This is a genomic window from Mesorhizobium sp. M1A.F.Ca.IN.022.06.1.1 (genome assembly GCF_003952605.1).
Lineage (GTDB): Bacteria > Pseudomonadota > Alphaproteobacteria > Rhizobiales > Rhizobiaceae > Mesorhizobium.
Genome location: NZ_CP034455.1, coordinates 5,050,265 through 5,072,965, shown reverse-complemented (window position 1 = coordinate 5,072,965; position 22,701 = coordinate 5,050,265). Strand labels below are relative to the sequence as shown.

General features: G+C 63.7%; 18 protein-coding genes and 1 riboswitch. Of the genes, 16 read left to right on the top strand and 2 right to left on the bottom strand.

The window, feature by feature from the left end; translation table 11 throughout:
• The first annotated feature begins 4 nt into the window (after positions 1-4).
• The 4 genes from ltnD to EJ078_RS24145 all read left to right on the top strand — a co-directional run bounded on the left by ltnD (position 5) and on the right by EJ078_RS24145 (position 3,916).
• Positions 5-976, top strand: coding sequence for an L-threonate dehydrogenase (gene ltnD, locus EJ078_RS24160; RefSeq protein ID WP_127217092.1), 972 nt, complete (start codon positions 5-7; stop codon positions 974-976).
• A 28-nt stretch (positions 977-1,004) separates the two neighbouring features.
• Positions 1,005-1,814: a 2-oxo-tetronate isomerase gene (gene otnI / locus EJ078_RS24155; RefSeq protein ID WP_127217091.1), complete on the top strand. Its 810-nt coding sequence runs from the start codon at positions 1,005-1,007 to the stop codon at positions 1,812-1,814.
• Positions 1,811-3,088, top strand: a complete 1,278-nt coding sequence (otnK, locus tag EJ078_RS24150; RefSeq protein ID WP_208720882.1) for a 3-oxo-tetronate kinase — start codon at positions 1,811-1,813, stop codon at positions 3,086-3,088. The genes otnI and otnK overlap by 4 nt, the downstream gene beginning before the upstream one ends.
• Before the next feature lie 366 nt (positions 3,089-3,454).
• Positions 3,455-3,916 (top strand): phasin, encoded by a 462-nt coding sequence (locus EJ078_RS24145; RefSeq protein ID WP_127215742.1) that lies wholly within the window; start codon positions 3,455-3,457, stop codon positions 3,914-3,916.
• Between the two features lie 218 nt (positions 3,917-4,134).
• Here the strand turns inward: EJ078_RS24145 and EJ078_RS24140 are convergent, their stop codons facing one another.
• A complete protein-coding gene (locus EJ078_RS24140) occupies positions 4,135-5,334 on the bottom strand; it encodes an ROK family protein (protein WP_208720880.1) in 1,200 nt (399 codons plus the stop codon).
• Positions 5,335-5,448: 114 nt separating this feature from the next.
• Here EJ078_RS24140 and EJ078_RS24135 point away from each other — a divergent pair, with 114 nt between their 5' ends.
• From EJ078_RS24135 to EJ078_RS24085, 11 genes are all read left to right on the top strand, one after another.
• Positions 5,449-6,717, top strand: coding sequence for an ABC transporter substrate-binding protein (locus EJ078_RS24135; protein ID WP_127215744.1), 1,269 nt, complete (start codon positions 5,449-5,451; stop codon positions 6,715-6,717).
• Positions 6,718-6,782: 65 nt separating this feature from the next.
• On the top strand, positions 6,783-7,667 hold the full coding sequence (locus tag EJ078_RS24130) for a sugar ABC transporter permease (RefSeq protein WP_067320472.1): 885 nt from the start codon (positions 6,783-6,785) through the stop codon (positions 7,665-7,667).
• Complete coding sequence (locus EJ078_RS24125) at positions 7,667-8,518, top strand: carbohydrate ABC transporter permease (protein WP_095827647.1); 852 nt, start codon at positions 7,667-7,669, stop codon at positions 8,516-8,518. The genes EJ078_RS24130 and EJ078_RS24125 overlap by 1 nt, the downstream gene beginning before the upstream one ends.
• 49 nt (positions 8,519-8,567) lie before the next feature.
• Positions 8,568-9,713 carry a sn-glycerol-3-phosphate ABC transporter ATP-binding protein UgpC gene (gene ugpC / locus EJ078_RS24120; protein WP_127215746.1) on the top strand — a complete coding sequence of 382 codons (1,146 nt, stop codon included), beginning with the start codon at positions 8,568-8,570 and terminating at the stop codon, positions 9,711-9,713.
• 28 nt (positions 9,714-9,741) lie between these two features.
• Complete coding sequence (locus EJ078_RS24115) at positions 9,742-11,877, top strand: beta-galactosidase (RefSeq protein ID WP_127215747.1); 2,136 nt, start codon at positions 9,742-9,744, stop codon at positions 11,875-11,877.
• 282 nt (positions 11,878-12,159) lie between these two features.
• Positions 12,160-12,272: riboswitch (TPP riboswitch) on the top strand.
• Positions 12,273-12,383: 111 nt separating this feature from the next.
• Positions 12,384-14,204, top strand: coding sequence for a phosphomethylpyrimidine synthase ThiC (gene thiC / locus EJ078_RS24110; protein WP_127215748.1), 1,821 nt, complete (start codon positions 12,384-12,386; stop codon positions 14,202-14,204).
• Positions 14,201-15,169, top strand: a complete 969-nt coding sequence (gene thiO, locus EJ078_RS24105) for a glycine oxidase ThiO (protein WP_067320455.1) — start codon at positions 14,201-14,203, stop codon at positions 15,167-15,169. Before thiC ends, thiO begins: the two co-directional genes overlap by 4 nt.
• The gene (gene thiS, locus EJ078_RS24100) at positions 15,166-15,363 is read left to right on the top strand and encodes a sulfur carrier protein ThiS (RefSeq protein WP_067320453.1); all 198 of its coding nucleotides are present in this window, start codon (positions 15,166-15,168) and stop codon (positions 15,361-15,363) included. Before thiO ends, thiS begins: the two co-directional genes overlap by 4 nt.
• 3 nt (positions 15,364-15,366) lie before the next feature.
• Positions 15,367-16,140 (top strand): thiazole synthase, encoded by a 774-nt coding sequence (locus tag EJ078_RS24095; RefSeq protein ID WP_127215749.1) that lies wholly within the window; start codon positions 15,367-15,369, stop codon positions 16,138-16,140.
• Positions 16,137-16,742 carry a thiamine phosphate synthase gene (locus EJ078_RS24090; RefSeq protein WP_067320447.1) on the top strand — a complete coding sequence of 202 codons (606 nt, stop codon included), beginning with the start codon at positions 16,137-16,139 and terminating at the stop codon, positions 16,740-16,742. Before EJ078_RS24095 ends, EJ078_RS24090 begins: the two co-directional genes overlap by 4 nt.
• Positions 16,733-17,482 (top strand): hydroxymethylpyrimidine/phosphomethylpyrimidine kinase, encoded by a 750-nt coding sequence (locus tag EJ078_RS24085; RefSeq protein ID WP_127215750.1) that lies wholly within the window; start codon positions 16,733-16,735, stop codon positions 17,480-17,482. Before EJ078_RS24090 ends, EJ078_RS24085 begins: the two co-directional genes overlap by 10 nt.
• Positions 17,483-18,187: 705 nt before the next feature.
• On the opposite strand, the gene EJ078_RS24080 is transcribed toward EJ078_RS24085, so the two are convergent.
• Entirely contained in the window at positions 18,188-21,565 is a 3,378-nt protein-coding gene (locus tag EJ078_RS24080) for an adenylate/guanylate cyclase domain-containing protein (protein WP_127403872.1), read from the bottom strand.
• A 216-nt stretch (positions 21,566-21,781) separates the two neighbouring features.
• Here EJ078_RS24080 and EJ078_RS24075 point away from each other — a divergent pair, with 216 nt between their 5' ends.
• Positions 21,782-22,600: a methyltransferase domain-containing protein gene (locus EJ078_RS24075; RefSeq protein ID WP_208720878.1), complete on the top strand. Its 819-nt coding sequence runs from the start codon at positions 21,782-21,784 to the stop codon at positions 22,598-22,600.
• Positions 22,601-22,701 lie beyond the last annotated feature (101 nt).

The window sequence follows — 22,701 nt, the reverse complement described above, 5'->3', positions numbered from 1 at the left end:
CGTGATGACCGTTTATGATCGAAGCAAGGAAAACCCCGCCGGAGCAAGGACGAACCGGGCCGCCCTGATCGGCATCGGTTCCATGGGACTTGGCATGGCCATGTCGCTCAGGCGGGCCGGGTTTGAAGTGGCTGGCTTCGACGTGGACGCCGCGGCCGTCGCCCGGCTCGTCGACGCGGGCGGCCGAGGCGCGGCAAGCCCCGCCGAGGCCGCTGAAGGTGCCGACGTCGTCGTGTCGGTGGTCGTCAACGCCGCGCAAACGGAGGCCATCCTGTTCGGTACGAACGGCGTCGCCGAAACCATGGCCGAGGGCGCGGTTTTCGTCTCCTCGGCCACGATCGATCCCGATGCGGTGCGCCGCCTTGCCACGCCGCTCGAAGCGACGGGACGGCTCTATCTCGACGCGCCGATCAGCGGCGGGTCGGTGCGCGCCGCCGAGGGTGCGCTCACCATTCTGGCCTCCGGCAGCCCTGCCGCCTTCGCCAGAGCGCGGCCGGCACTGGATGCAATAGCCACCAACGTCTATGACCTCGGTGACGAGCCGGGCGTTGGTGCAGCCTTCAAGATGATCAACCAGTTGCTTGCTGGCGTGCACATAGCGGCGGCCAGCGAAGCCATCGCATTTGCCGCCCGGCAAGGGCTGGACATCCGCAAGGTCTACGAGGTGATAACTGCCTCCGCAGGCAATTCGTGGATGTTCGAGAACCGGGTGCCGCACGTGCTGGACGGCGACTACACACCGCGCAGCGCGGTCGACATCTTCGTCAAGGACCTCGGCATCATTCAGGATATGGCCCGCAACGCCAAATTCCCGGTGCCGGTGGCCGCGGCCGCGCTACAGATGTTCCTGGCGACCTCGGCGGCTGGAATGGGCCGGGACGACGACGCATCCGTCGCCCGGCTCTACGCAAAGATCACCGGCACCGAACTGCCCGCCACCCGCGAACCTGGCCAAACCGGCCTGACATCGGCCTGACATCGGCCTGAGGAAGACTGGATCGCCCATGCCCCGCTTTGCCGCCAACCTGACAATGATGTTCAGCGAGTGGCCGTTCCTGGATCGGTTCCAGGCGGCCGCCGATGCCGGCTTCCGTGCGGTCGAATTCCTGTTTCCTTACGAGCACACGCCCGAGGCGATCGGCGAGCGCCTTCGCAGATACGGTTTGACCCAGGCTCTGTTCAATTTGCCGCCTGGCGATTGGGCCGCCGGCGAGCGAGGATTGGCCGCCTTGCCCGATCGATTTGCCGAGCTCCAGGCCGCCGTGGCATTTGCCCTTCCCTACGCAGAGGCCACGGGCGTGAAGCGTCTGCATTTGATGTCGGGGCTCGCCGCTCGCGAGGACAGGGCGGCCGTGGATACCTATCGCAAAGCGATCATCTGGACCGCCGGCAAGCTTGCCGATCGCGGCATCGACCTGGTGATCGAACCAATCAATGGCCGCGACATGCCGGGCTATTTCCTCAATGACTTCGACTTTGCCGAGCAGCTCATCGGCGAACTGGCCCTGCCCAATCTCAAGCTGCAGTTCGATGTCTACCACCGCCAGATCCTGCACGGCGATGTCGTCATGGCGTTGCGCCGGCTGCTGCCGATCATTGGCCATGTCCAGATCGCAAGCGTGCCCTCCCGCCATGAGCCGACTTCGGAAGAGCTCAACGACCGGTTCATCTTCGCGGAACTGGACGGGCTGGGCTATGATGGTTTCGTCGGTTGCGAATATCGGCCCGGCGGCAAGACACTTGAGGGGCTCGGCTGGTTCGCCCCCTTTGCCAGCGGGCCCCTGCCCCAGGCCGGCATCGGAGTTTCGCTATGAGCCTCGCCCTCGGCGCAATTGCGGACGACTACACAGGCGCGTCCGACCTGGCCAACACGCTCGCCAAGGAAGGTCTTCGCACGGTTCAAACCATCGGCATTCCGGCCGCTGGTCTCGATCTCCCCGAGGTCGACGCGGTTGTCGTCTCGCTCAAGATCCGTTCGGTTGCCGCCGCGCAGGCGGTGGAGCGCGCCCGCGCGGCCGACCAATGGCTGCGCGCCCGCGGGGCAGCGCATGTGATGTACAAGATCTGCTCGACCTTCGATTCCACCGATGCTGGCAATATCGGCCCGGTGCTGGACGCCTTGCGTCACGACGTGGATGAGAAATCGGTTTTGGTGACGCCGGCCTTTCCGGAAACCGGCCGAACCGTCTACCAGGGGAATCTTTTCGTCGGCGCGGTGCCGCTCAACGAGAGTCCGCTCAAGGATCACCCGCTCAATCCCATGCGCGATGCCAATCTGGTGCGCGTACTCGCCCGGCAGAGCATGGCAGCGGTCGGGTCGGTCGACCTCGCGACGGTCGCGCGCGGCGCGGACGCGATCCGCGCGCGCAACGCGGCGCTTTCCCAAGATGGAGCCGGAGCGGCAATCGCCGACGCCGTCTTCGAGAGCGATCTTGAAGCGATCGGCGCGGCAGCCTTGGCACAACGCCTGTCGGTCGGAGCGTCCGGCCTGGGACTGGGTCTCGCCCGCGGCCTGGTCGCCGCCGGCACCGCGCGGCGCCATCAACGGACGGTGCTGCGGGACCGGCCGGTCGAGGGGCCTGCGGCGTGCCTCGCCGGCAGCTGTTCGCGGGCGACACTGACGCAGATTGCCCGCGCCGAAGAGACGATGCCCGTGCTGAGGCTCGATCCGGAAAGGCTGATGAGCGGAGTGGCGGAGACGCACCGTGCGCTCGCCTGGGCCGCCGCCTGCTTGGCCGATGGCCCCGTCCTCATCGCCAGCAGCGGATCGCCCGAGGTGGTTTCGGCGCTGCAGGCGCGGCATGGACGTGACGCTGCCGGTCAAGCGATCGAGCAGTCGTTGGCGACCATCGCCGAAGGTCTGGTCGAACTCGGCGTGCGCAGGTTGGTCGTGGCGGGAGGCGAGACGTCCGGCGCCGTCGTGGACCAGCTTGCCATTCCCGCCTTCGAGTTGGGCCCCGAAATCGCCGCGGGTGTCCCAGCGCTGCGTGCACTCGGCAGCCCGCACGGCGAGCTGCTGCTTGCCCTAAAGTCAGGCAATTTCGGCGGCGACCATTTCTTCGCCGACGCCTTGGCCGTTTTGGCATGAGACGGAGTCTTGGCTGTACAAGGACAACTGAGAAGGTCGCGCCAAGGTCGAATGGCAGCGATGGATTCCGAAGAGGCCGCTCCTAAGAAGGTGATGCTCAATTTCGGCCGGCGGACCTGCCGAATGACGACAGCCAAGATCGCGCTCGGCCTGATGGCCGCGTTTGGCACCCCAGGCTGCCTCCGGCCCGCACGGGCAGTTCAGGCTTTTGCCCTTCCACGTTGGCACCGATCGCTGCCGGCAGCGCGCCGGCCGCCGCAGTGGTGCCCTCGAGCGACAATTCTCCCCTTCATAAATCCGTTGTGTCGATTTCGTAGATGAAACAGGGGGCTTTGTGTAATGCCACTCTCTGGAAAAGGATGGAAAATGTCCAAGATCCCCGGCAAGACCGAAACGATCGAAAACGCGGAATCCGCTACTTACGAGCCGTACAAGGTTACCGAGCAGGTTCGCGCTGTCGCCGAACAGGGCATTGAGCAGGCGAAGGAAGCATTTTCCAAATTGGAATCGAACGCCGAGACGACTCAAAAGGCTCTTGAGTCGACCCTTGAGGTGGCCAATACCACCCGCAACGAGGTGTCGCTGAAGACGATCGCAGCTCTGCGAGCCAATGCCGAAGCCGGCTTCGCTCACCTCGAAGCACTGGTTGCCGTGAAGTCGCCATCCGAGTTCTTCGAGCTGCAGGCCGCTTTCGTGAACAAACAGATCGACACTTCCGTCGAGCAGGCCAAGACCCTGCAGGCGGTGATGTTGAGAGCCACCGACGACGTATCCAAGCCGATCAAGGATGCCTTCGAAAAGGCTTTGAAGAACCTCAAGGCCGCTTGACTGCTCAGGCAATCCGAGACCGGAGGTCGCCGACCTCCTCTGCTCGTTACGACATCAAGACCGGCACACTCGCGCCGGTCTTCTTCCATTCGGCCGGCGTCCTTTGCACAAATCGCAACTATCGGCCAAGCATCGCTTTTCCAAACAGTTGGCTACGGAATAGGCCCGCAGTGACGAAGGCCCGAAATCGGGACGAGGACGCCGCTTTGGTCCTGCAGCTACTTGACCATTGATTGTTGCAGCCCGGTGCCGGCGATTTCTCCGGGGCTGCTTTCGAAGTCGAAGAGCCTTTGGGTCGCAAGCGCCGCGGCGCCACGCGCCCAGGAATCGTCTGCCCAATCGGGTGTAATCGGTGGCGGGTTCCACATGGCATAACGCTTCAATGCATCGCGCATTGGCCCGAACAGATAGTTGCCAAAGGTGACGGCTTCGCCCCCGCCGACAATCACTTCCGGATCGATGATATTGCAGAAGCCGCCCAGGTATCGTCCAATCCCCTCGCCTGCCTCCTGCAACAGGTCTATGGCTGCCCGGTCTCCAGTCTTGGCCGCGTTCAGCATGTCGTGGCGCGTCACTTCACCAGGGAGTCGCCTGGCCTCCTTCCATCGCCGCACCAGGGCCGGTTCCGAGAAGAAGGTCTGCAGGCAACCGCGCCTGCCACACTCGCATGGCGGCCCGTTCGGATCGTATGTCGAGTGACCCATCTTGCCCGCGGCGCCATTCGCGCCGTGATGGACAGAGCCATCGATGACCACCGCGCAGCTGATGCCCGCCCCGATGGCCAGGGCCCCGACGGTGCTATGATGCCGGCCAAGTCCGAACAATTGTTGCGCGAGCGCAAATGCGTTGGTGTCGTCGTCCGCCCAGACGGGTACGCGCACGCGTTCGGCAAGCATCGCAGCGATCGGCACATCGGCCCAATTGAACCGGTGGCTCAACCGGCAGACACCGTTATCGATGACGCCTGGTACAGCGATGCCGATCCCGCTGAGCTGGGCGCCTGTCGGTGCCCTGCGGTCGGAAACCAGCTCCTCGACTGCCGAGGCGCAGGCCTCCACCGTACTTTGTGGCGACAGATCGGGGACAACGACCTGCTTCGTAACAAGTGGAGTCGTGGCAAGATCGGTCAGCACACAATCGATGCCGCCTAGCTTCAGCTTGAGCCCGGCCACAAGCCTGCCGGCGTAGTTTATATTGATCGGGATAGGTCGACGTCCCGGCGCGCCAAGACTCGCCTCCCCTTCCACCAGGATATTTTCCTCGAGCAATTCAGACACGACGAACGTCACCGCCGCGGGGCTGAGGCCCGTAACAGAGGCGATTTCGGCGCGGCTTATAGCACCTTGCCTTCGCAGTAGGTTCAGGATCAGCCGCCGGTTGATCGCGCGGGCCGTTTGCTGATCGCCTTTGAGCTTCATTCCTGCCTCATAATTAATTTTGTAAATTAAGTATTGACCATGCTGACATCCATACGCTACGAATTCGCATGGTTCAATTGGAATCCGGCTGTTCTCAGGGAGGAGATAGAAGCCATGACCACCGACTTTTCCGCGTTAACCACAACAAGGCGCCGTTTCCTCAAGGGCACTGGCGCGGCACTCGCCGCTTCGGCGACTGGTCTTTGCCTCCCGGCCTTGGCGCAGGCTCAGGAAATCACCATCATTTCCAACCTCAGCAATGTCGAGCAACGCCAGATCCTGCAGCGGCTGGCGAGCGAGTATGAGGCAAAATCAGGCACCAAGATCGTCATCAACAACATGGACCACGAGGCCCATAAGACGGCAATCCGCAGCTATCTTGTCGTCGGCGCTCCGGATATCTGCTTCTGGTTTTCCGGCAACCGCATGAAGGCCTTCGTCAACAAGGGCCTTTTTGACGACATCTCCGATCTGTTCGCCAAGGAGAACTACAAGAGCGTACTCGGTGCCACCACAAGCGCGGTCACCGTCGACGGCAAGCAGTACGGCCTGCCGATGGGAGGTCTTCTCTGGGGCCTCTTCTATCGCAAGGACGTCTTCGCCGAAAAAAATTGGTCGCCGCCCAAGACCTGGAACGACTTCCTCGCCTTCGGCGAGGCGGCCAAGTCCGCGAAGATGATCCCGATCAGCATGGGCACGAAGGAGCTTTGGCCGGCGGGCGGCTGGTTCGACCATATGAACCTGCGCATCAACGGGCTCGACAAGCACATAGCGCTGATGGACGGCAAAGTTCCCTACACCGATCCGATGTTGACGCCAGTCTTCGACAAATGGAACGATCTGATCAAGGCGGGCTTCTTCTCGCCGAGCCACAGTTCGTTCGGATGGGAGCAGGCGGGTGCTGCCCTAGCGCAAAAGAAGGCGGCAATGATGGACCTGGGCGGCTTCGTTCGATCCGCCTTTCCGGAAGCGGATTTGCCTCAGCTTGCCTACGCGCCATTTCCCGAGATCGTTCCCGGCGTCGCCCGCTACGAGGATTTTTCGGTCAACTCCATCCACGTTCCGGCGAATGCGAAGAACAAGCAGGGTGCGCGCGACTTCGTCGCCTATTTCTACAAGCCGGAAAATCTGGGCGCATTCCTCGCCGCCGAAGGCGCCATCCCGCCTCGCAACGACTGCCCGCCAAGCAAGGACCCGCTGGTCAATGCTGCGGTCGAGGAACTGAAGAAAGTGGTTGGAACATCGCAATATTACGATCGCGACACCGATCCGGACATGGCCCAGGAAGGGATGGCGGGGCTGCAGGAATTCATGGTCAAGCCTGAGCGACGTGAGCAGATCCTCAAGCGCCTCGAAAAAACCCGCAAGAGAATCTTCGGTTGATCCTCCCTGGCTGACGGGCGCCGCCTTTCGGCGGCTCCCGTCTCTCTTTTTTCGGATGGAACGCCATGCCTCCTGTCTGGCGCAGAAATCGTCATTGGTTGACGCCGGTACTTTTCCTGCTGCCGGGCCTCATCCTGTTCGGCTCGGTGATCCTTGCCGCCTCCATCGAGACGGTCTGGATTTCGCTGCACGACTGGGATGGGATTGGCGCCAAGACCTGGGTCGGGCTCGCCAACTATGTCGAACTGGCCGACGATCCGCAGTTCTACGTCTCGCTCAAGAACAACGTAATCTGGCTGCTGATCTTCATGCTGGCGCCGCCGATCGGCCTGGCGCTTGCGCTGATCGTGAATCAGCAGATCCGAGGCATGCGCATCCTCAAGTCGCTGTTCTTCGTGCCGCTTGTGCTGGCGACCGTCACCGTCGGTGTCGTGTTCGGATGGGTCTATGATCCAAACTTCGGGCTGCTGCAGCTTCTCTTCGGCGCCTTTGGCGGTACCGCCCCGGCGTTGCTTTCAGACGAGACCTTCGTCACCTTCGCGGTAGCCGCCGCCGGTCTATGGCCACAGATCGCGTTCTGCATGATCCTGTTCCTGGCGGGACTGAACAGCCTCAACGACGATCTGATCGCCGCCGGACGCGTCGACGGTGCGCGCGGCTGGCGCATGTTGCGCCATGTCGTCCTGCCGCAACTGTCGCAGGTCGGCTTCATCGCCATCGCGGTGACGGTGATCGGTGCGCTGCGCTCCTTCGACATGATCGCGGTCATGACCAGTGGCGGCCCCTATGGCTCGTCCACCGTGCTCGCCTACCAGATGTATCAGGAGTCGATCTTTTCCTACCGCTTTGGCTACGGCGCCGCGATCGCCACCGTGCTGTTCGTGATCATGATCGTCTTCATCGCCTGGTATCTCAGTGGCCTCATCAAGGCCGAGCGGAGCAACGCCTGATGTACCCGCGCCCCATTCCCGAAAACGCCAGGATCCAGCGAGCCCTCTATCTAGGTGGTGTAACCCTGGTCGTGATCCTGTGGCTGCTGCCTCTGCTCGCCGTGATGCTGACCTCGATCCGTTCCAACGAGGAGCTGATGGCCGGCAACTATTGGGGCTGGCCGCAGAAATTCAGCCTGATCGACAACTACAAGGCGGTTTTCGACCAGACCGCCATGCTGCGCTTTTTCCTGAACAGCCTGCTGATCACCATTCCGTCCGTCATCGGCGTTCTCATCCTGTCGACACTGACCGGCTTCGTCTTGTCGCGCTACCCGTTCCGTGGCTCCAACCTCATCTTCGCCCTCTTCGTCGGCGGCAATTTCCTGCCGGCGCAGATCATGATGATCCCGGTCCGCGACCTGATGGTGAGGCTGGGTCTCTACGACACCGTCTATGCGCTGATCGTTTTCCACATTGCCTTCCAGACCGGCTTCGCCACGCTTTTCATGCGCAACTTCATCGCCGCTCTCCCGGGCGAACTGTTCCAGGCGGCGCGCGCCGAAGGCGCCTCGCCGTTCCAGACATTGCGCCACGTGGTTGTTCCGCTGGTCCGGCCTGCACTGGCGGCACTCGCGATCCTCACCTTCACCTTCGTCTGGAACGACTATTTCTGGGCGATCGTCCTTACCCAGAGTGATGCGGTCAAACCCGTTACCGCAGGCCTGAACAATCTGCGCGGCGAATGGACATCGGCCTGGAACATCGTCTCGGCGGCCACGATCTTCGTCGCCCTGCCCCCGGTCGTGATGTTCTTCATGATGCAGAAGCACTTTGTCGCCGGCCTCACCATGGGAGCCGTCAAGGGATGATCCGCCGCGAACCCTGCCGCACCCGACACGCACGGAAAGGCGCCTCGATATGAGCAGCGTGGAATTGCGAAAAGTCGACAAGCACTATGCCGGCTACCATGCCCTGAAGACGGTCGACCTGACGATCGAAAAGGGCGAGTTCGTCGTCATGGTCGGCCCCTCCGGCTGCGGAAAGTCGACATTGCTGAAGACGATCGCCGGGTTGGAAACCATCAACTCCGGCCACATCGTGATCAACGGGCGAGACGTCACCAGGGAAGAACCCGGCGACCGCGGCATCGCAATGGTCTTCCAGTCCTATGCACTCTACCCACACATGACCGTGGCCGAGAACATGGGCTTCGGCCTGCGGATGGCCCACCGGCCCAGGACCGAGATCGACGCCGCCGTCAAACGCGCAGCACGGATCCTGCGTCTGGAGGAGCAGCTCGACAAGCGCCCGAAGCAACTATCGGGCGGGCAGCGCCAGCGCGTCGCGATCGGCCGCGCGATCACCCGCTCGCCCGAGGTGTTCCTGTTCGACGAGCCGCTGTCGAACCTCGATGCCGCGCTGCGCACTCAGATGCGAGTGGAACTTTCGAGCCTGCACGCGCAGCTTGGATCGACGATGATCTACGTCACCCACGACCAGGTCGAGGCGATGACCATGGCCGACCGGATCGTGGTCCTCAACAAGGGCCGGATCGAGCAGGTCGGCTCGCCGCTGGAGCTCTACGCCAATCCTGCGAACATTTTCGTCGCGGGCTTCCTCGGCGCGCCACGCATGAATTTCATCGAAGCGAAAGCAGTGAGCGTCGAGGCATCCACCGTCTCGGTAGCGGCAGCCGGCCTCCCTGCCATCACCTTGGATGGCATCGACGCCGGCGGCCTTTCGGCTGGTGACGCCGTGACCATCGGCATCCGTCCGGAGGCCCTGCGTGTCGTCGAGCCAAGCGACGTCGCAACGCCGGCCTTCTCCAGCCAAGTGCGTCTGGTCGAGCAGTTGGGGCGCGAAACTGTCCTCTACGTCGACGGCTCTCCGCTTCAGACGACCAATTCCGACAGCGGCACCGGCAATTTCACCCTTCAGCTCAACAAGGTTTCTACCGTCGGCGTCGGCGCCGCGTTGCAGGTCGGCTTCGAACCCGGCGACGCCTACCTCTTCGGCCCCGATGGCCGCACGCTCACGCCAAGAAAACCCCTCGCCTCAGTCTGAACCTCGAAATTTCGAAAGTCCCATACGCATGAACCGCAAAGAGCCCGCTCCGCTATCCGTATGGCGGCCCCTCAATCTTGACCGCTTTCTGCTTGGAGCACCTCATTACCCCGAACATGTCGACGAAGGCTGCTGGCAGCGTGACGCCGAGCGCATGGCCGCCGCCGGCGTCAACACGGTGCGTATGGGAGAGTTCGCCTGGCACATTTTCGAGCCCCGCGAAGGCAAGTTCGAGTTCGGCCTGTTCGATCGCGCGATCGAACTTCTCGGCCGCGCGGGGATCGACACGATCATGTGCACGCCGACAGCCACCCCTCCCCGCTGGCTCACCGTCAACTATCCCGAAGTGCTGCGCGTTGACATGAACGGGCGGGCCTCAAGCCACGGATCGCGCCAGCATGCCGACACCACAAGCCCGGTATTCCGCGCCCACAGCCGCCGCATCACCCGCGCCATGGCCGAGCATTATCGGCACAACCCGCGTGTGATCGGCTGGCAGACGGACAACGAGCTCAACACCACGGTGTCGGAATCGTTCGCGCCTTCGACAAGGCTGGAGTTCCAGAAATACCTGCAGAAGGCCTACGGCACCATTGAGGCGCTGAACTTCGCCTGGGGCGGCCACTTCTGGGCGACGGCCTACGACGATTTCTCGCAGATCGACCTGCCGAGACCGCTCATGCCGTCCTACCCCAGCCCCGGCCACGTGCAGGACTACCATCGCTTTCTGGCCGCCGCGACCGCGGCCTTCCAACACGACCAGGTCGAGATCCTGCGCGCCGCCAATCCGGACTGGTTCATCTTCCACAATCTTGGCCAGCTTGCCGACATCGACTTCCGCGGTCAGTTCGGACAGGACCTCGATTTCATCGGCTTCGACATCTATCCGATGCTCTATGACGAGATGCGCCGAACCGGCGGGCATGCCGCGACCCAGGCCCTCCATCTCGACATATGCCGCGCCTATTCCGGCAACTTCATCGTTCCGGAGCAGGCCTCAGGCTTCGGCAGCCAGCCCGGCTTCTCGACGATGACGCCGGAGCCCGGCGAGATGCGTCGCATGGCCATGACCTCGGTGGCGCGCGGCGCCGACGGTGTCATGTTCTTTCGTTGGCGTCCCGCGCATTTCGGCGCCGAGATCTACTGGATGGGCGTCATCGATCACGACGACGTGCCGCGCCGCCGCTATGACGAGGCAGGCCGCTTCTTCCATGAGATCGCCGCCGCGAAGGAGCAGATTCTTGGCACCGCAGTGCGCATGGACCTCGGCATCGCCGGCGCGGACTTCGACAACCAGGAGGCTCACAAGACCTATCCGATCGGCCTCCCCAGTCCGCTCGAAGACGCGACGCTGCTTCATCGCCACTGCTATCAGAACGGCATTGCATGCGGGTTCATTCATCCCGAAGACGATCTTTCGCGGCTCAAGGCGCTCTACGTCCCGCATTGGGTGATGTGGAAGGATGAATGGAACGAGGCTGTTGAAACATTCGTCCGCAACGGCGGTACGCTGATCCTATCGGCATTGAGCGGGACGAGGGACGAGAACAACCACATCATTCGCGAGCAGGCGCCCGGCAAGGCCCTTGCAGCCCTGAGCGGCGTCAGGGTGGCGGAGTTCGGCCGCGTCGTTCCCGAAGGCGGCAGCGGCCTGTTTCCGCTGTTTCGTCCGGCTCCGATGGGCGCCTATGCACCGCCGCCGCTCCCGGCCTCGTCCGCGGAACGCAAATACCTGTTCACCCTTGGCAATGAAGAATTCCAGGCTGCGCATTTGTACGAGGTGCTTGATGTAGCGCCTGACACCGAGGTGCTCGGCATCTGGTCGAACCGCTTCGCCGCCGGCTCTCCGGCAATTACCGCCCGCAAGGTTGGGCAAGGTCGGGTTGTCTATGTCGGCACGTATCTCACGCCGCAACTGACGGAGAAGCTTGTCGATGTCGTGCTGGCCAAAGCCGGTATAGCGCCTTTGCTGCCCGACCTGCCTGCCGGGGTGGAGGTCTCTGTCAGGGAAGCCGACGACCGCCGGCTGATGTTCGTGCTGAACACCACGGAAGTCGCCGTGATCGTACCCAACGTCCCAAAGGGCCTCGACCTGCTGACGGGCAAGGCCGTTGAAGGAACGCTGCAACTCGACCCTTACGGCTGCGCAATAATTCGGTCCTGAACAAATCGAACCAGCGTCCGTAGACGCCGAACAGATGCTCTTCGAGGCGAAAAATGCGTTCTTCAATCCGCCGCCACAAGGGATTCGCAAAAGCGTTTCCTTGGCGGATGACAAGTGGGCCCCGACTGCCAGCTCGACGCGCGCAAGGTCGTGGCTCAATGGGCGTCGATGTAAGAGATGCTCGATCAAAGCTGCGTGGCTGCGCCCCTTCTCGTCGCTTGTTCGAGGCTGGAGAAGTCATGAAGTCGAGTTGACAGGATAGCGTCGCATCGTCCAACCTAGGCGCCTCACCAGGGGAGTCCCGGCAAGGGGCTGAGATACTGCTAATAGCGCGCAGTGACCCGTTGAACCTGATCCAGTTCATACTGGCGTAGGGACGGTGCGAGGCTTCGCGGGTCGGCAATCCGGCTTCGGCATTCGGGCAGTGCCCGCATCCTAAGCGAAGCGTCACTTCCTCCTCATCGCGTGGACTGGGTCTCCGTGCACTCGAGCAAGGAGGCTCACTCATGAATGCCCACACCCCGACCGTCACCGTCGGCGAATTGCCCGCTTCGAAGAAGGTCCACAAACCCGGTCAGCTCCACCCGGAGCTGCGGGTGCCGATGCGCGAGATCTCGGTCCACCCGAGCGCCGGCGAGCCGCCGGTCACGGTCTATGACTCGTCCGGTCCCTACACGGACACCGCGATGAAAACCGACATCGAGCGTGGCTTGCCACGGCTGCGCGAGGCATGGATCGAGGCGCGCGGAGACGTGGAGCGCTACGAGGGCCGCACGATCAAGCCGGAAGACAACGGCTTCGTCTCAGCCGATCGCCTGACGCCGGAATTCCCGGTTCGCAACAGACCGTTGCGCGCGGCCGGCGGCCGCGCCGTCACACAGCTCGCCTATGCGCGCGCCGGCATCATCACGCCTGAGATGGAGTTCGTCGCCATCCGCGAGAACCTCGGCCGTGAGCAGTTGCGTTCGAAAGTTCAACGTGATGGCGAAAGCTTCGGCGCCGCGATCCCCGACTTCGTCACGCCGGAATTCGTGCGCGACGAGGTGGCGCGCGGCCGCGCCATCATCCCGTCCAACATCAACCACCCGGAAAGCGAGCCGATGATCATCGGCCGCAATTTCCTGGTCAAGATCAACGCCAATATCGGCAACTCCGCCGTCACCTCGTCGATGGCCGAAGAGGTCGAGAAGATGGTGTGGGCGATCCGCTGGGGCGCCGATACGGTGATGGACCTCTCGACCGGGCGCAACATCCACAACATCCGCGAATGGATCGTGCGCAATTCGCCGGTGCCGATCGGCACCGTGCCGATCTACCAGGCGCTGGAGAAGGTCGGCGGCGTCGCCGAGGAACTGACCTGGGAGGTGTTCCGCGACACCCTCATCGAGCAGGCCGAGCAGGGCGTGGACTATTTCACGATCCATGCCGGCGTGCGCCTGCCCTATATCCCGCTGACCGTCGACCGCGTCACCGGCATCGTGTCGCGCGGCGGCTCGATCATGGCCAAGTGGTGCCTGCATCACCACCAGGAGAGTTTTCTCTACGAGCATTTCGAGGAGATCTGCGACATCGCCCGGGCCTATGACGTGGCGTTCTCGCTCGGCGACGGCCTTCGCCCCGGCTCGATCGCCGATGCCAATGACGCGGCCCAGTTCGCCGAACTGGAAACGCTAGCCGAACTCACCAAGATCGCCTGGACCAAGGACTGCCAGGTGATGATCGAAGGGCCCGGCCACGTGCCGATGCACAAGATCAAGCAGAACATGGACAAGCAGCTCGCGGTTTGTGGCGAAGCGCCGTTCTACACGCTCGGGCCGCTCACCACCGACATAGCGCCCGGCTACGACCACATCACATCGGGCATCGGCGCGGCGATGATCGGCTGGTTCGGAACGGCGATGCTCTGCTACGTCACGCCCAAGGAGCATCTCGGCCTGCCCGACCGCGACGACGTCAAGACCGGCGTCATCACCTACAAGATCGCGGCCCACGCCGCCGACCTCGCCAAGGGCCATCCAGCCGCCAAAATCAGGGACGACGCGCTGTCGCGGGCGCGCTTCGAGTTCCGGTGGGAAGACCAGTTCAACCTGTCGCTCGATCCGGAGACGGCGCGCGCCTTCCACGACGAAACCCTGCCAAAGGAGGCGCACAAGGTGGCGCATTTCTGCTCCATGTGCGGCCCCAAATTCTGCTCGATGCGGATCTCGCACGACATCCGCGCCGAAGCCCAGAAGGAAGGGCTCGCGGCCATGGCGGCGAAGTACCGCGACGGCGGCGATCTCTACATGCCTGTCGACAGCACCCCCGAGCGCACGGACACGCCATGAAGGTGCTCATTCGCGGCGCTGGCGTCGCCGGATTGACACTCGCGCACGAGCTGGCAACGCGCGGCGCCGATGTGACCGTGGTCGAGAAACGCCTCGAGATCGCCGGCAATGCCTCTTGGCACGCTGGCGGCATGCTCGCGCCCTGGTGCGAGCGCGAGAGCGCCGAGGAGACCGTGCTGACGCTCGGACGCGACGCAGCCGATTGGTGGGACGCCGCCTTGCCCGGCCATGTCTCGCGCCAGGGCACGCTGGTGCTGGCGTCTGCCCGCGATGCCGGCGAACTCGACCGGTTCGGCCGCCGCACATCCGGTTTCAGGCAGTTGGACGCCAGCCAAATCGCGGCACTCGAGCCGGCGCTCGACGGCCGGTTTGGACGCGGTCTGTTCTTCGCTGAGGAAGCGCATCTCGACCCGCGCAAGGCGCTGCTTTCCCTGCGCGACAAGCTGCGCGGGATGGGCGCGCGCGTCGAGTTCGGCCGCAGCTCGGCGCCCGCATCTCAGGATATTGAGGTGGATTGCACCGGCAGCGGTGACAGGCGACCGGAACTGCGCGGCGTGCGCGGCGAGATGCTTATGCTGCGAACGGGCGAGATCTCGCTGGCCCGGCCAGTGCGGCTGCTTCATCCGCGCATCTCGGTCTATGTAGTGCCCCGCGCGGAAAACCTGTTCATGGTCGGCGCGACGATGATCGAATGCGATGCCAAAGGCCCGATCACCGCGCGCTCGACCATGGAGCTGCTCGGCGCCGCCTATGCGCTGCATCCGGCCTTCGGCGAAGCCGAGCTGGTCGAAACCGGTGTTGGCGTGCGTCCCGCATTCACCGACAACTTGCCTCGCGTCGAGCGCGACGGGGGGAATATTCGCATCAACGGCCTCTACCGCCACGGCTTCCTGCTCGCGCCGGCCATGGCGCGGCGGGCAGCCGACCTCATCCTGGAATCCTGGAGCAAAGGAGTTTGCCCTTGAAGCTCACCGTTAACGGCCAAGCCCATGAAGTCGCGGCAGAAACGCTTGCCGCGCTGCTCAGCGAACTCGATTTCCAAGGCGGCTGGCTGGCAACCGCGCTGAACGGTGACGTCGTACCGGCCAGGGAGCGCGACCGCTGCCGGCTCAAAGATGGCGACCGCATCGAAATCCTTTCACCGATGAAGGGAGGCTGATCCATGCTCGAGTTCTATGGACAGAAACTCGCGTCCCGCCTTCTGCTGGGCACCGCGCTTTACCCCTCGCCTGCCATCATGGCGGAGGCGGTGAAAGCGTCCGGCACGGAGATCGTCACCGTGTCGCTCCGCCGCGAAACATCGGGCGGCAAAGCCGGCGGCCAGTTCTGGTCGCTTGTCCAGTCGCTCGGCGTTCGCGTGCTGCCCAACACCGCCGGCTGCCACTCGGTGGTGGAAGCGGTCACCACGGCGCGGATGGCGCGCGAGGTGTTCGGCACGGACTGGATCAAGCTCGAAGTGATCGGCAACCACGACACGCTGCAGCCCGACGTCTTCGGATTGGTCGAAGCCGCAAGGATCCTTGCCTCCGAAGGCTTCGAGGTGTTTCCCTATACGACCGACGACCTCATCGTCGCCGAGCGCCTGCTCGACGCCGGCTGCAGGCTCCTGATGCCCTGGTGCGCGCCGATCGGCTCCGCACGCGGGCCGCAGAACCCCAATGCGCTGCGAAGCCTGCGAGGCCACTTCCCCGGCATTCCGCTGATCGTCGATGCCGGCATCGGCCGGCCCTCGCATGCCGCGGCCGTGATGGAGCTCGGCTACGACGCGGTGTTGCTCAACACGGCCGTCGCCAGGGCAGGCGATCCCGCCGCCATGGCCGCGGCCTTCGGCAAGGCGGTCGAGGCCGGCCGCGAGGCCTATTGCGCCGGCCTGCTCGAGCCGCGCGACATGGCCGTTCCCTCCACCCCCATCATCGGCATGGCAGCATTCTCATGAAGCTCGATCCGTTTTACCTGATCGTCGATTCCGCCGCTTGGATCGAACGTCTGGTGCCGCTCGGCGTGAAGCTGGTGCAGCTGCGCACTAAGGACCAGGACGAAGCTTCGCTGCGCCGAGAAATTCGCGCCTCGAAGGCAGTCTGTGACAGCCACGGCTGCCAGCTCATCGTCAACGACTACTGGCGCCTTGCGATCGAGGAAGATTGCGATTTCGTTCACCTCGGCCAGGAAGATCTGGCGGAGGCTGATGTGAAGGCGATCCGCAGGGCGGGCGTGAGGCTGGGCCTCAGCACTCACGACGGCGCCGAACTCGAAACCGCGCTCCAAGCCGAGCCGGACTATGTCGCGCTCGGACCGATCTACCCGACCATTCTCAAGGCGATGAAATGGGATCCGCAGGGGCTGGACCGCATCGCCGCCTGGAAGCAGCGCGTAGGCGAACTTCCGCTTGTGGCCATCGGCGGGCTCACCGTCGAGCGCGTAGCCGGTGTCTTCGCGCACGGCGCCCAAAGTGCGGCGGTCGTCACCGACATCACCCGCAACACGCACCCCGAGGCGCGGACGGCTGAATGGCTGGCGGCGACAGCCCAATGGCGTTGACGCCGCATGTGCTGATCGTCGCCGGCTGCGATTCAAGTGGCGGCGCCGGAACAGCCCGAGACGTCGAGACCGTATCCGCCTTTGGGCTGCGCAGTTGCCTCGCCGTCACGGCCGTGACCATCCAGACGCATTCGGCCGTCGAACACATCGAGCAGATGCCGCCGCAGCTTATCGCCGCCCAAATGCGCGCTGCCTTTGCTGCCAACCCGGTCGCAGCCGTCAAGATCGGCATGCTGGGGACGGCGGCAGCCATTGAGGCGGTCGGCTCTGTCCTGGCGGCCCATCCGAAGGTGCCGGTGGTCCTCGACCCTGTGCTTGGCTCGACCTCGGGACGCGTGTTGCTGGAGGACGATGCCGTCGACGTGTTGTGCCGTGATCTGATGCCGCTCTGCCGGCTCGTGACCCCCAACCTGATTGAGCTCGCAAGGCTGGTGGGATCAGAACCTGCGAAGGACGAAGAAGGCGCTTGCGTTCAAGGCGAGGACCTGTCGGCGACGGTGCGGACCGCCGTGCTCGTCAAGGGCGGGCACGCGCACGGAGATCACGCGAATGACCTTCTCATGCAGCCGGACCGTCGCGCCGTTCGGGTCGAAGCGCCTCGCGTCCATGGGGGGATGCGTGGCACCGGCTGCGTGCTGTCCAGCGCCATCGCCGCATCGTTAGCTCAAGGTTTGCCGTTGGAGGCGGCGGTACGGGGCGCCAAGACCTATGTTCTTGAGCTCCTTCGTGGGGCGCGATGACGTTGAACGGACGAGCGCAATGCGCATCTTGACCGATTCCCAGGAGGTCAGAGGCGCATGCCCTCCAGGTCCGAGCCGGCGATCAAATAAACCTTGGAGGTCAATGGCATCAACTCGTTACCGTCTGCTATTCACCTCGCTTCATAAGATGCTGCCCCAACAATCTGGAGCAGCGGCCGGAAGCGAACGGTAACAAGTGGCGCCCCGAGTTTGGCCTTCCAGCATGGGCATGCAGCGGCAGTGTAGGCTTTGTGCCGTCCGGGCAATGGTGGTTAGTCACTCGATGGTGCTGCGCCTCCAACTTGACGGGAGCAAACGCGGGGATCGCCTTTTGCCCAGCCCGTCAACGGGCCCGGAAGTTTCTGGCCTCGCTCAATTTTCGGCAACGAAATCAAAGGTTATGGTGGGCCCGGAGGGTCGTCGTTTTCGACAGGAAATCAATATGTTAGCGGGTGGTTCGCCTACCCTTTTCCCTCGTATTCTCTCGTATGGTCTGGCGAACCGAAAGACGATGGACGAGAATAGTTACTGGCTTCGAGATATCGACGATGGAGCCCTAAGTAGCCAGCCACTTCCTCCTGGTGAATGACCGAAATGGGGCCGAGAACGGACGGACCGCTTTTGCGATGATTGAACAGAAAAGCCGACTTCGCGGCCGGCACATTCGCGGCGGTTTTGCGCCGGGACCGGACATTGTTATGTGCGTCATGATGCCCCGAGCTTGTCGAGCAAAGTCTTGGCCTCTTTCAGATCGAGCGTGTCGAAGCCCTCGGTGAACCAGCCGTAGGTCGGCGCGAGCAGGTCATGCGCCTCGGCGCGCTTGCCCTGTTCGGCCAAAAGGCGCGCAAGCGATGTGGCGGCGCGGAGCTCCCAGGATTTGGCACCTTGCTCACGTGACCGTTCGATTGCCTGGCGGAATGAGATTTCAGCCTCGTGCCAGTCGCTTGGTTCCGCGGCAGCGCATATGGCTCCTCGGAGCCGCAGCAATTCGGCATCGCACCACCGCTCGCGGGACCGGTTCACCTGGTCGAGAGCCCGATCGATCAGGCGCACGCCGTCCGACGCACGATTGACGCTGCCGAGCACCTCGCCGAGGAATCCCATCGTGTAGGCCTGCGTCACTTGCGTTCCGACGGCCTGCATCCGCGCCAGGCTTTCCTCGATTTGGGCGATCGCTCGCTCCTTATGGCCCTGCTTCGCCGAGAGCCATCCCTGCTGCTGGGCGGCCATGGCAATCCAGAACGGATACGCCTGCTCGGTCGCGAAGGTGAGCGCACGGTCGTTCCGCTCCTCGGCTTCGGCCACCTCGCGTCGGAATATTCGTAACCACGCTGCCCATACCAGCACGTAAGCGCGGCTGAAGGGGTGCGCCAATCGCTCGGCCAAGACAAGGGCGTCTTCCATCCGGGTCAGCGCCTGGTCGGGATAGCCGAGGTGCCAAAGCACCGCTGACCCACGACATAGGCAAATCGGTCCGGGATCCTGGCCGTATAGGGCGAGATGAGCTCGATGTCGCTGTGGGCGATAGGCTTCGGAGGCCAGCTCCAGATGTTTGCGTGCCTCCCTGAAGTCGCCGCGCCAAGAAGAGCTGACCCCCCGGGCATAATGGGCTTCGACCACCCACACGGGATCGTTACTATGCAGAGCAAGGTCGAGAAGCCGTCCGCTCAGCTCGTGCGCCGACGTGAGTTGGGCGCCCGTGGCCGAGTAGATGGCCAGGCCGAGCAGAACCGGGAAGACAGCCGCATCTTCCGGCATCAGCTCGCAAAGGCGGCGCGCGCGAGAATAGACCCGCTCGACCTCGGCATTTGCGTAGCCATTCTTGGCGGTGAGCACGCGGCCCAGCACCGTTAGCGCTGCGAGCTCGCGCCGCTGGCGCTCCGGGCCCGCAGGCAGCGTTTCGATCAAGTTCAGCGCTTTCTGCAGATGGTTTTGGGCCTCATCGTTGGCCGAACGGTCGTTGGCGCTCTCTCCCGCGCGCTGCCAATAGCCGATGGCCTGAATCGAGAGGCCCGCGGCCGTGTAGTGCTGAGCCACGATCTCGGGCTCGTGTTCGACGACCTCGCCGAATTGCTGCTCCAGTGCATGGGCGATCCGGGTGTGCAGCTGCTGGCGGCGACTCCGCAGCAAGGTGGCATAAGCGGCATCTCCCACCAATGCGTGCTTGAAGATGCACGTCGCGTGCGGCGGCCGACCGCGTGCGATCACGAGTTCGGCGCCGATCAGTTGGTCGAGGGCGTCCTGGAGTTCCCGTTCCTCGCGCTGCGCCACCGCCGCCAGCAATTCGTAAGAGAATTCGCGACCGATGGCGGCGCCAATCTGCGCGACCTCCCGCGCTGGCGTCATCAGCCGATCGAGCCGCGCCACCAGAGAATCCTGCAGGGTTGCAGGGATCGCCAACGGTGGCAGCGGGCCCGAGAGTGCGTAACGGTCGCCTTCATCGGTCAGCACGTCAGATTCAATGACGGCCTTGGTCACCTCCTCGAGGAACAGGGGCACGCCGTCTGTCTTGGCCACCATCTGCTCGAGCAACCCGCCCGGAAGCGCCTTGCCCCCGGTCAACCGCTCCACCAGGGCTGCGCCCTGCCGGCGGCTCAAGCGTTTCAGCGTGAGCGAGGTGACCTGCGGGTGGCCGGTCCACCGCGGCTCGAATTCAGGGCGGAAACTGAAGATCGCCTGTACTGCAAGGCGCGGGATCTGCGGGACCAATCGGTCGAGAAGCTCCAGCGACGTTGGATCAATCCAGTGGATATCCTCGAAAACCATCAGCACGGGCTGGCGGGCCGCCAAGCCAATTAGCTGCCCGGCCAGAGCCTCGAGGGTCAGTTCCTTCCGGCGCTGAGGGCTGAGGTTCAAGGGTGCATAGCGGCTGCCTGCCGGGAGCGAGAGAAGTGCCGACAACAAAGGGGCGACGTCCCGGACCTTGTCTGTGGACCGCGCCAAGAGGCGCTCCAGCTTGTCGAGTTTTGCGCTCGGTGAATCGTCCGGATGGAAGCCAGCCGCGCGGGTGAGTTGGACAATCGACGGGCGAAGGGCGCTATTTGCATGGAACGGCGAGCACTGGCAGCGTATGCGGATGTGCGGCCGGTCCCGCAGACGCCCGCGGAGCGCCTGAATCAGATGCGATTTGCCGATGCCGGGCTCGCCGGAGAGCAGGACCACCTGGCCCTCGCCGGACGCGGCCTTGCTCCAGAGCTCCGCGAGCAAAGCAAGCTCGTCCTCACGCCCGACCGTGGGCGCTAGGCCGCTCGTCGCACGCGCTTCGAACCGGGTCTCAGCGGCACTCTCGCGAAGCACGCGCCAAGCGCGGATGGGGGCGTCGAAACCTTTCAGGTCGTGCAGGCCCAGGTCGGCGAACTCGAACAGTCCGCCGAGCAGTCGGCGCGTCGCGAGCGGGATCACGATCTGGCCGGGCGCCGCCAAAGCTTGCAGCCGCGCAGCAAGGTTCGGCGATTCTCCGACCACTGCTTCCTCCTGCGCCGCTCCTTCGCCGATGAGGTCGCCCACCACCACCAGCCCGGTTGCGATGCCAACGCGTACCGCCAGCGCCCCTGATGCCCGGGTCGCGAGCCTTGCGATCTCATCAACGACCGCCAGCCCCGCCCGCACGGCTCGCTCCGCGTCCTCCTCATGCGCCTTCGGATAGCCAAAATACACCAGCACGCCATCGCCCATGTATTTGGCCACAAACCCGCCGAAGCCACGCACGGCCTCGGCAACGCAGTTCTGATAGGCCGCAATCACCTCACGCAAATCCTCGGGATCCATTTGCGCGGAGAGCGCTGTCGAGCCGACAAGGTCCGAGAACATCACGGTGACCTGGCGGCGTTCAGCGGTGTTCTTCGCGGCGTTGTCGGCCGCCAGAGGCGCATCGGACAGCAGCGGCGTTGGTGCGCTTGCTTCAGCGCGCAAGGCTGCGATGGCGTCGAGCAGCTTACGACGATGTCCGACAAATCCGACGCCAAGATCCTTCAAGTCCTCGGCCGTCAATCTCGGCAGGACCGTGTCGTCGATCTTATTCTCGCGGAAGGAGGCCTCATACTGTTCGAGGCCATGCCTCCGCAGCCAACCTCCGACGTCCATGGCGGCGCCCCTGACTTACCTGCCCACGCATGATCCACCAGGGGAGACAGCCTGTCTAGGACCGGGTCTTAAACGACCCGTTTGGGTCAAACGTAACCATGACCACCCGGCCCATCCCGCCATCCGTCTTCTGACATCATGGCTTGAGCTTGGATCAAATGGTATCACAGGCGGACCGTAGGCGGAGATCTCCGCGAGGCTGGCACCAAAGAGGCGATGATCATGGAAGCGGCGCCGCGTTCACAGGTTGCTGATCACTACGCGCGAGGCAGCCTCGTCGCAGATATCCGCGATGGACTTGCCGCGATGGGGAAGACTGAAAGCATGGTCACCGCCGAGGACCTCTCGCCGGTAGACGAGTTTCACATTGGCGGCCGCGCCGCCACGGCAGAGTTGGCAGCGCAACTCGCGCTCACCGCTGGGGATCGATTGCTCGACATCGGCTGCGGCCTCGGTGGACCGGCACGACAGATCGCTGCGCACTATGGCTGTCAGGTGACCGGCATCGATCTCACTCGCGACTACGTCGAAGCCGGCAATGTCCTCTCCGGCTGGCTGCATCTTAAGGAGCGCGTCTCGTTGCAGCAGGGCGATGCTTTGGCGCTGCCCTTCGCAGATGCATCGTTCACTGCCGCATACATGTTGCACGTCGGAATGAACATTGCCGACAAGAGCGCACTATTCTCGGAGGTTGCGCGAGTCCTGCGCGCCGGTGCGCGCGTCGGTGTCTACGACGTCATGCGCACTGGAGCTGGCGAGCTGTCTTATCCGCTGCCATGGGCGAGTACGGCAGAAACGAACGCGATCGCCGCGCCAGGCCAGTACCGCGACACGCTTTCCGCGGCAGGGTTCGGAACGCCAGCGACGCGATGTTGCGCTTGCCTATTTCGCGCGGCAGCGCGCCCAGGGGCCACTGGGCTGCTGGGCATCCAGACACTCATGGGAGCGCGGCGGCCGCAGATGGTCCGAAACATGAGCGAAAGTATTTCAGCCGGCCTCATTGCGCCGGTCGAGATTGTTGCCCGAAGGCGGTGATGCCTGAGTTCGATTTCAACTGACTGCCGGGGATCTCCTTCCGATCAGGGACCCGACTGTAAACTTTCAGGATGACTGCGCAAGAAAGCCGACCCTTGTGT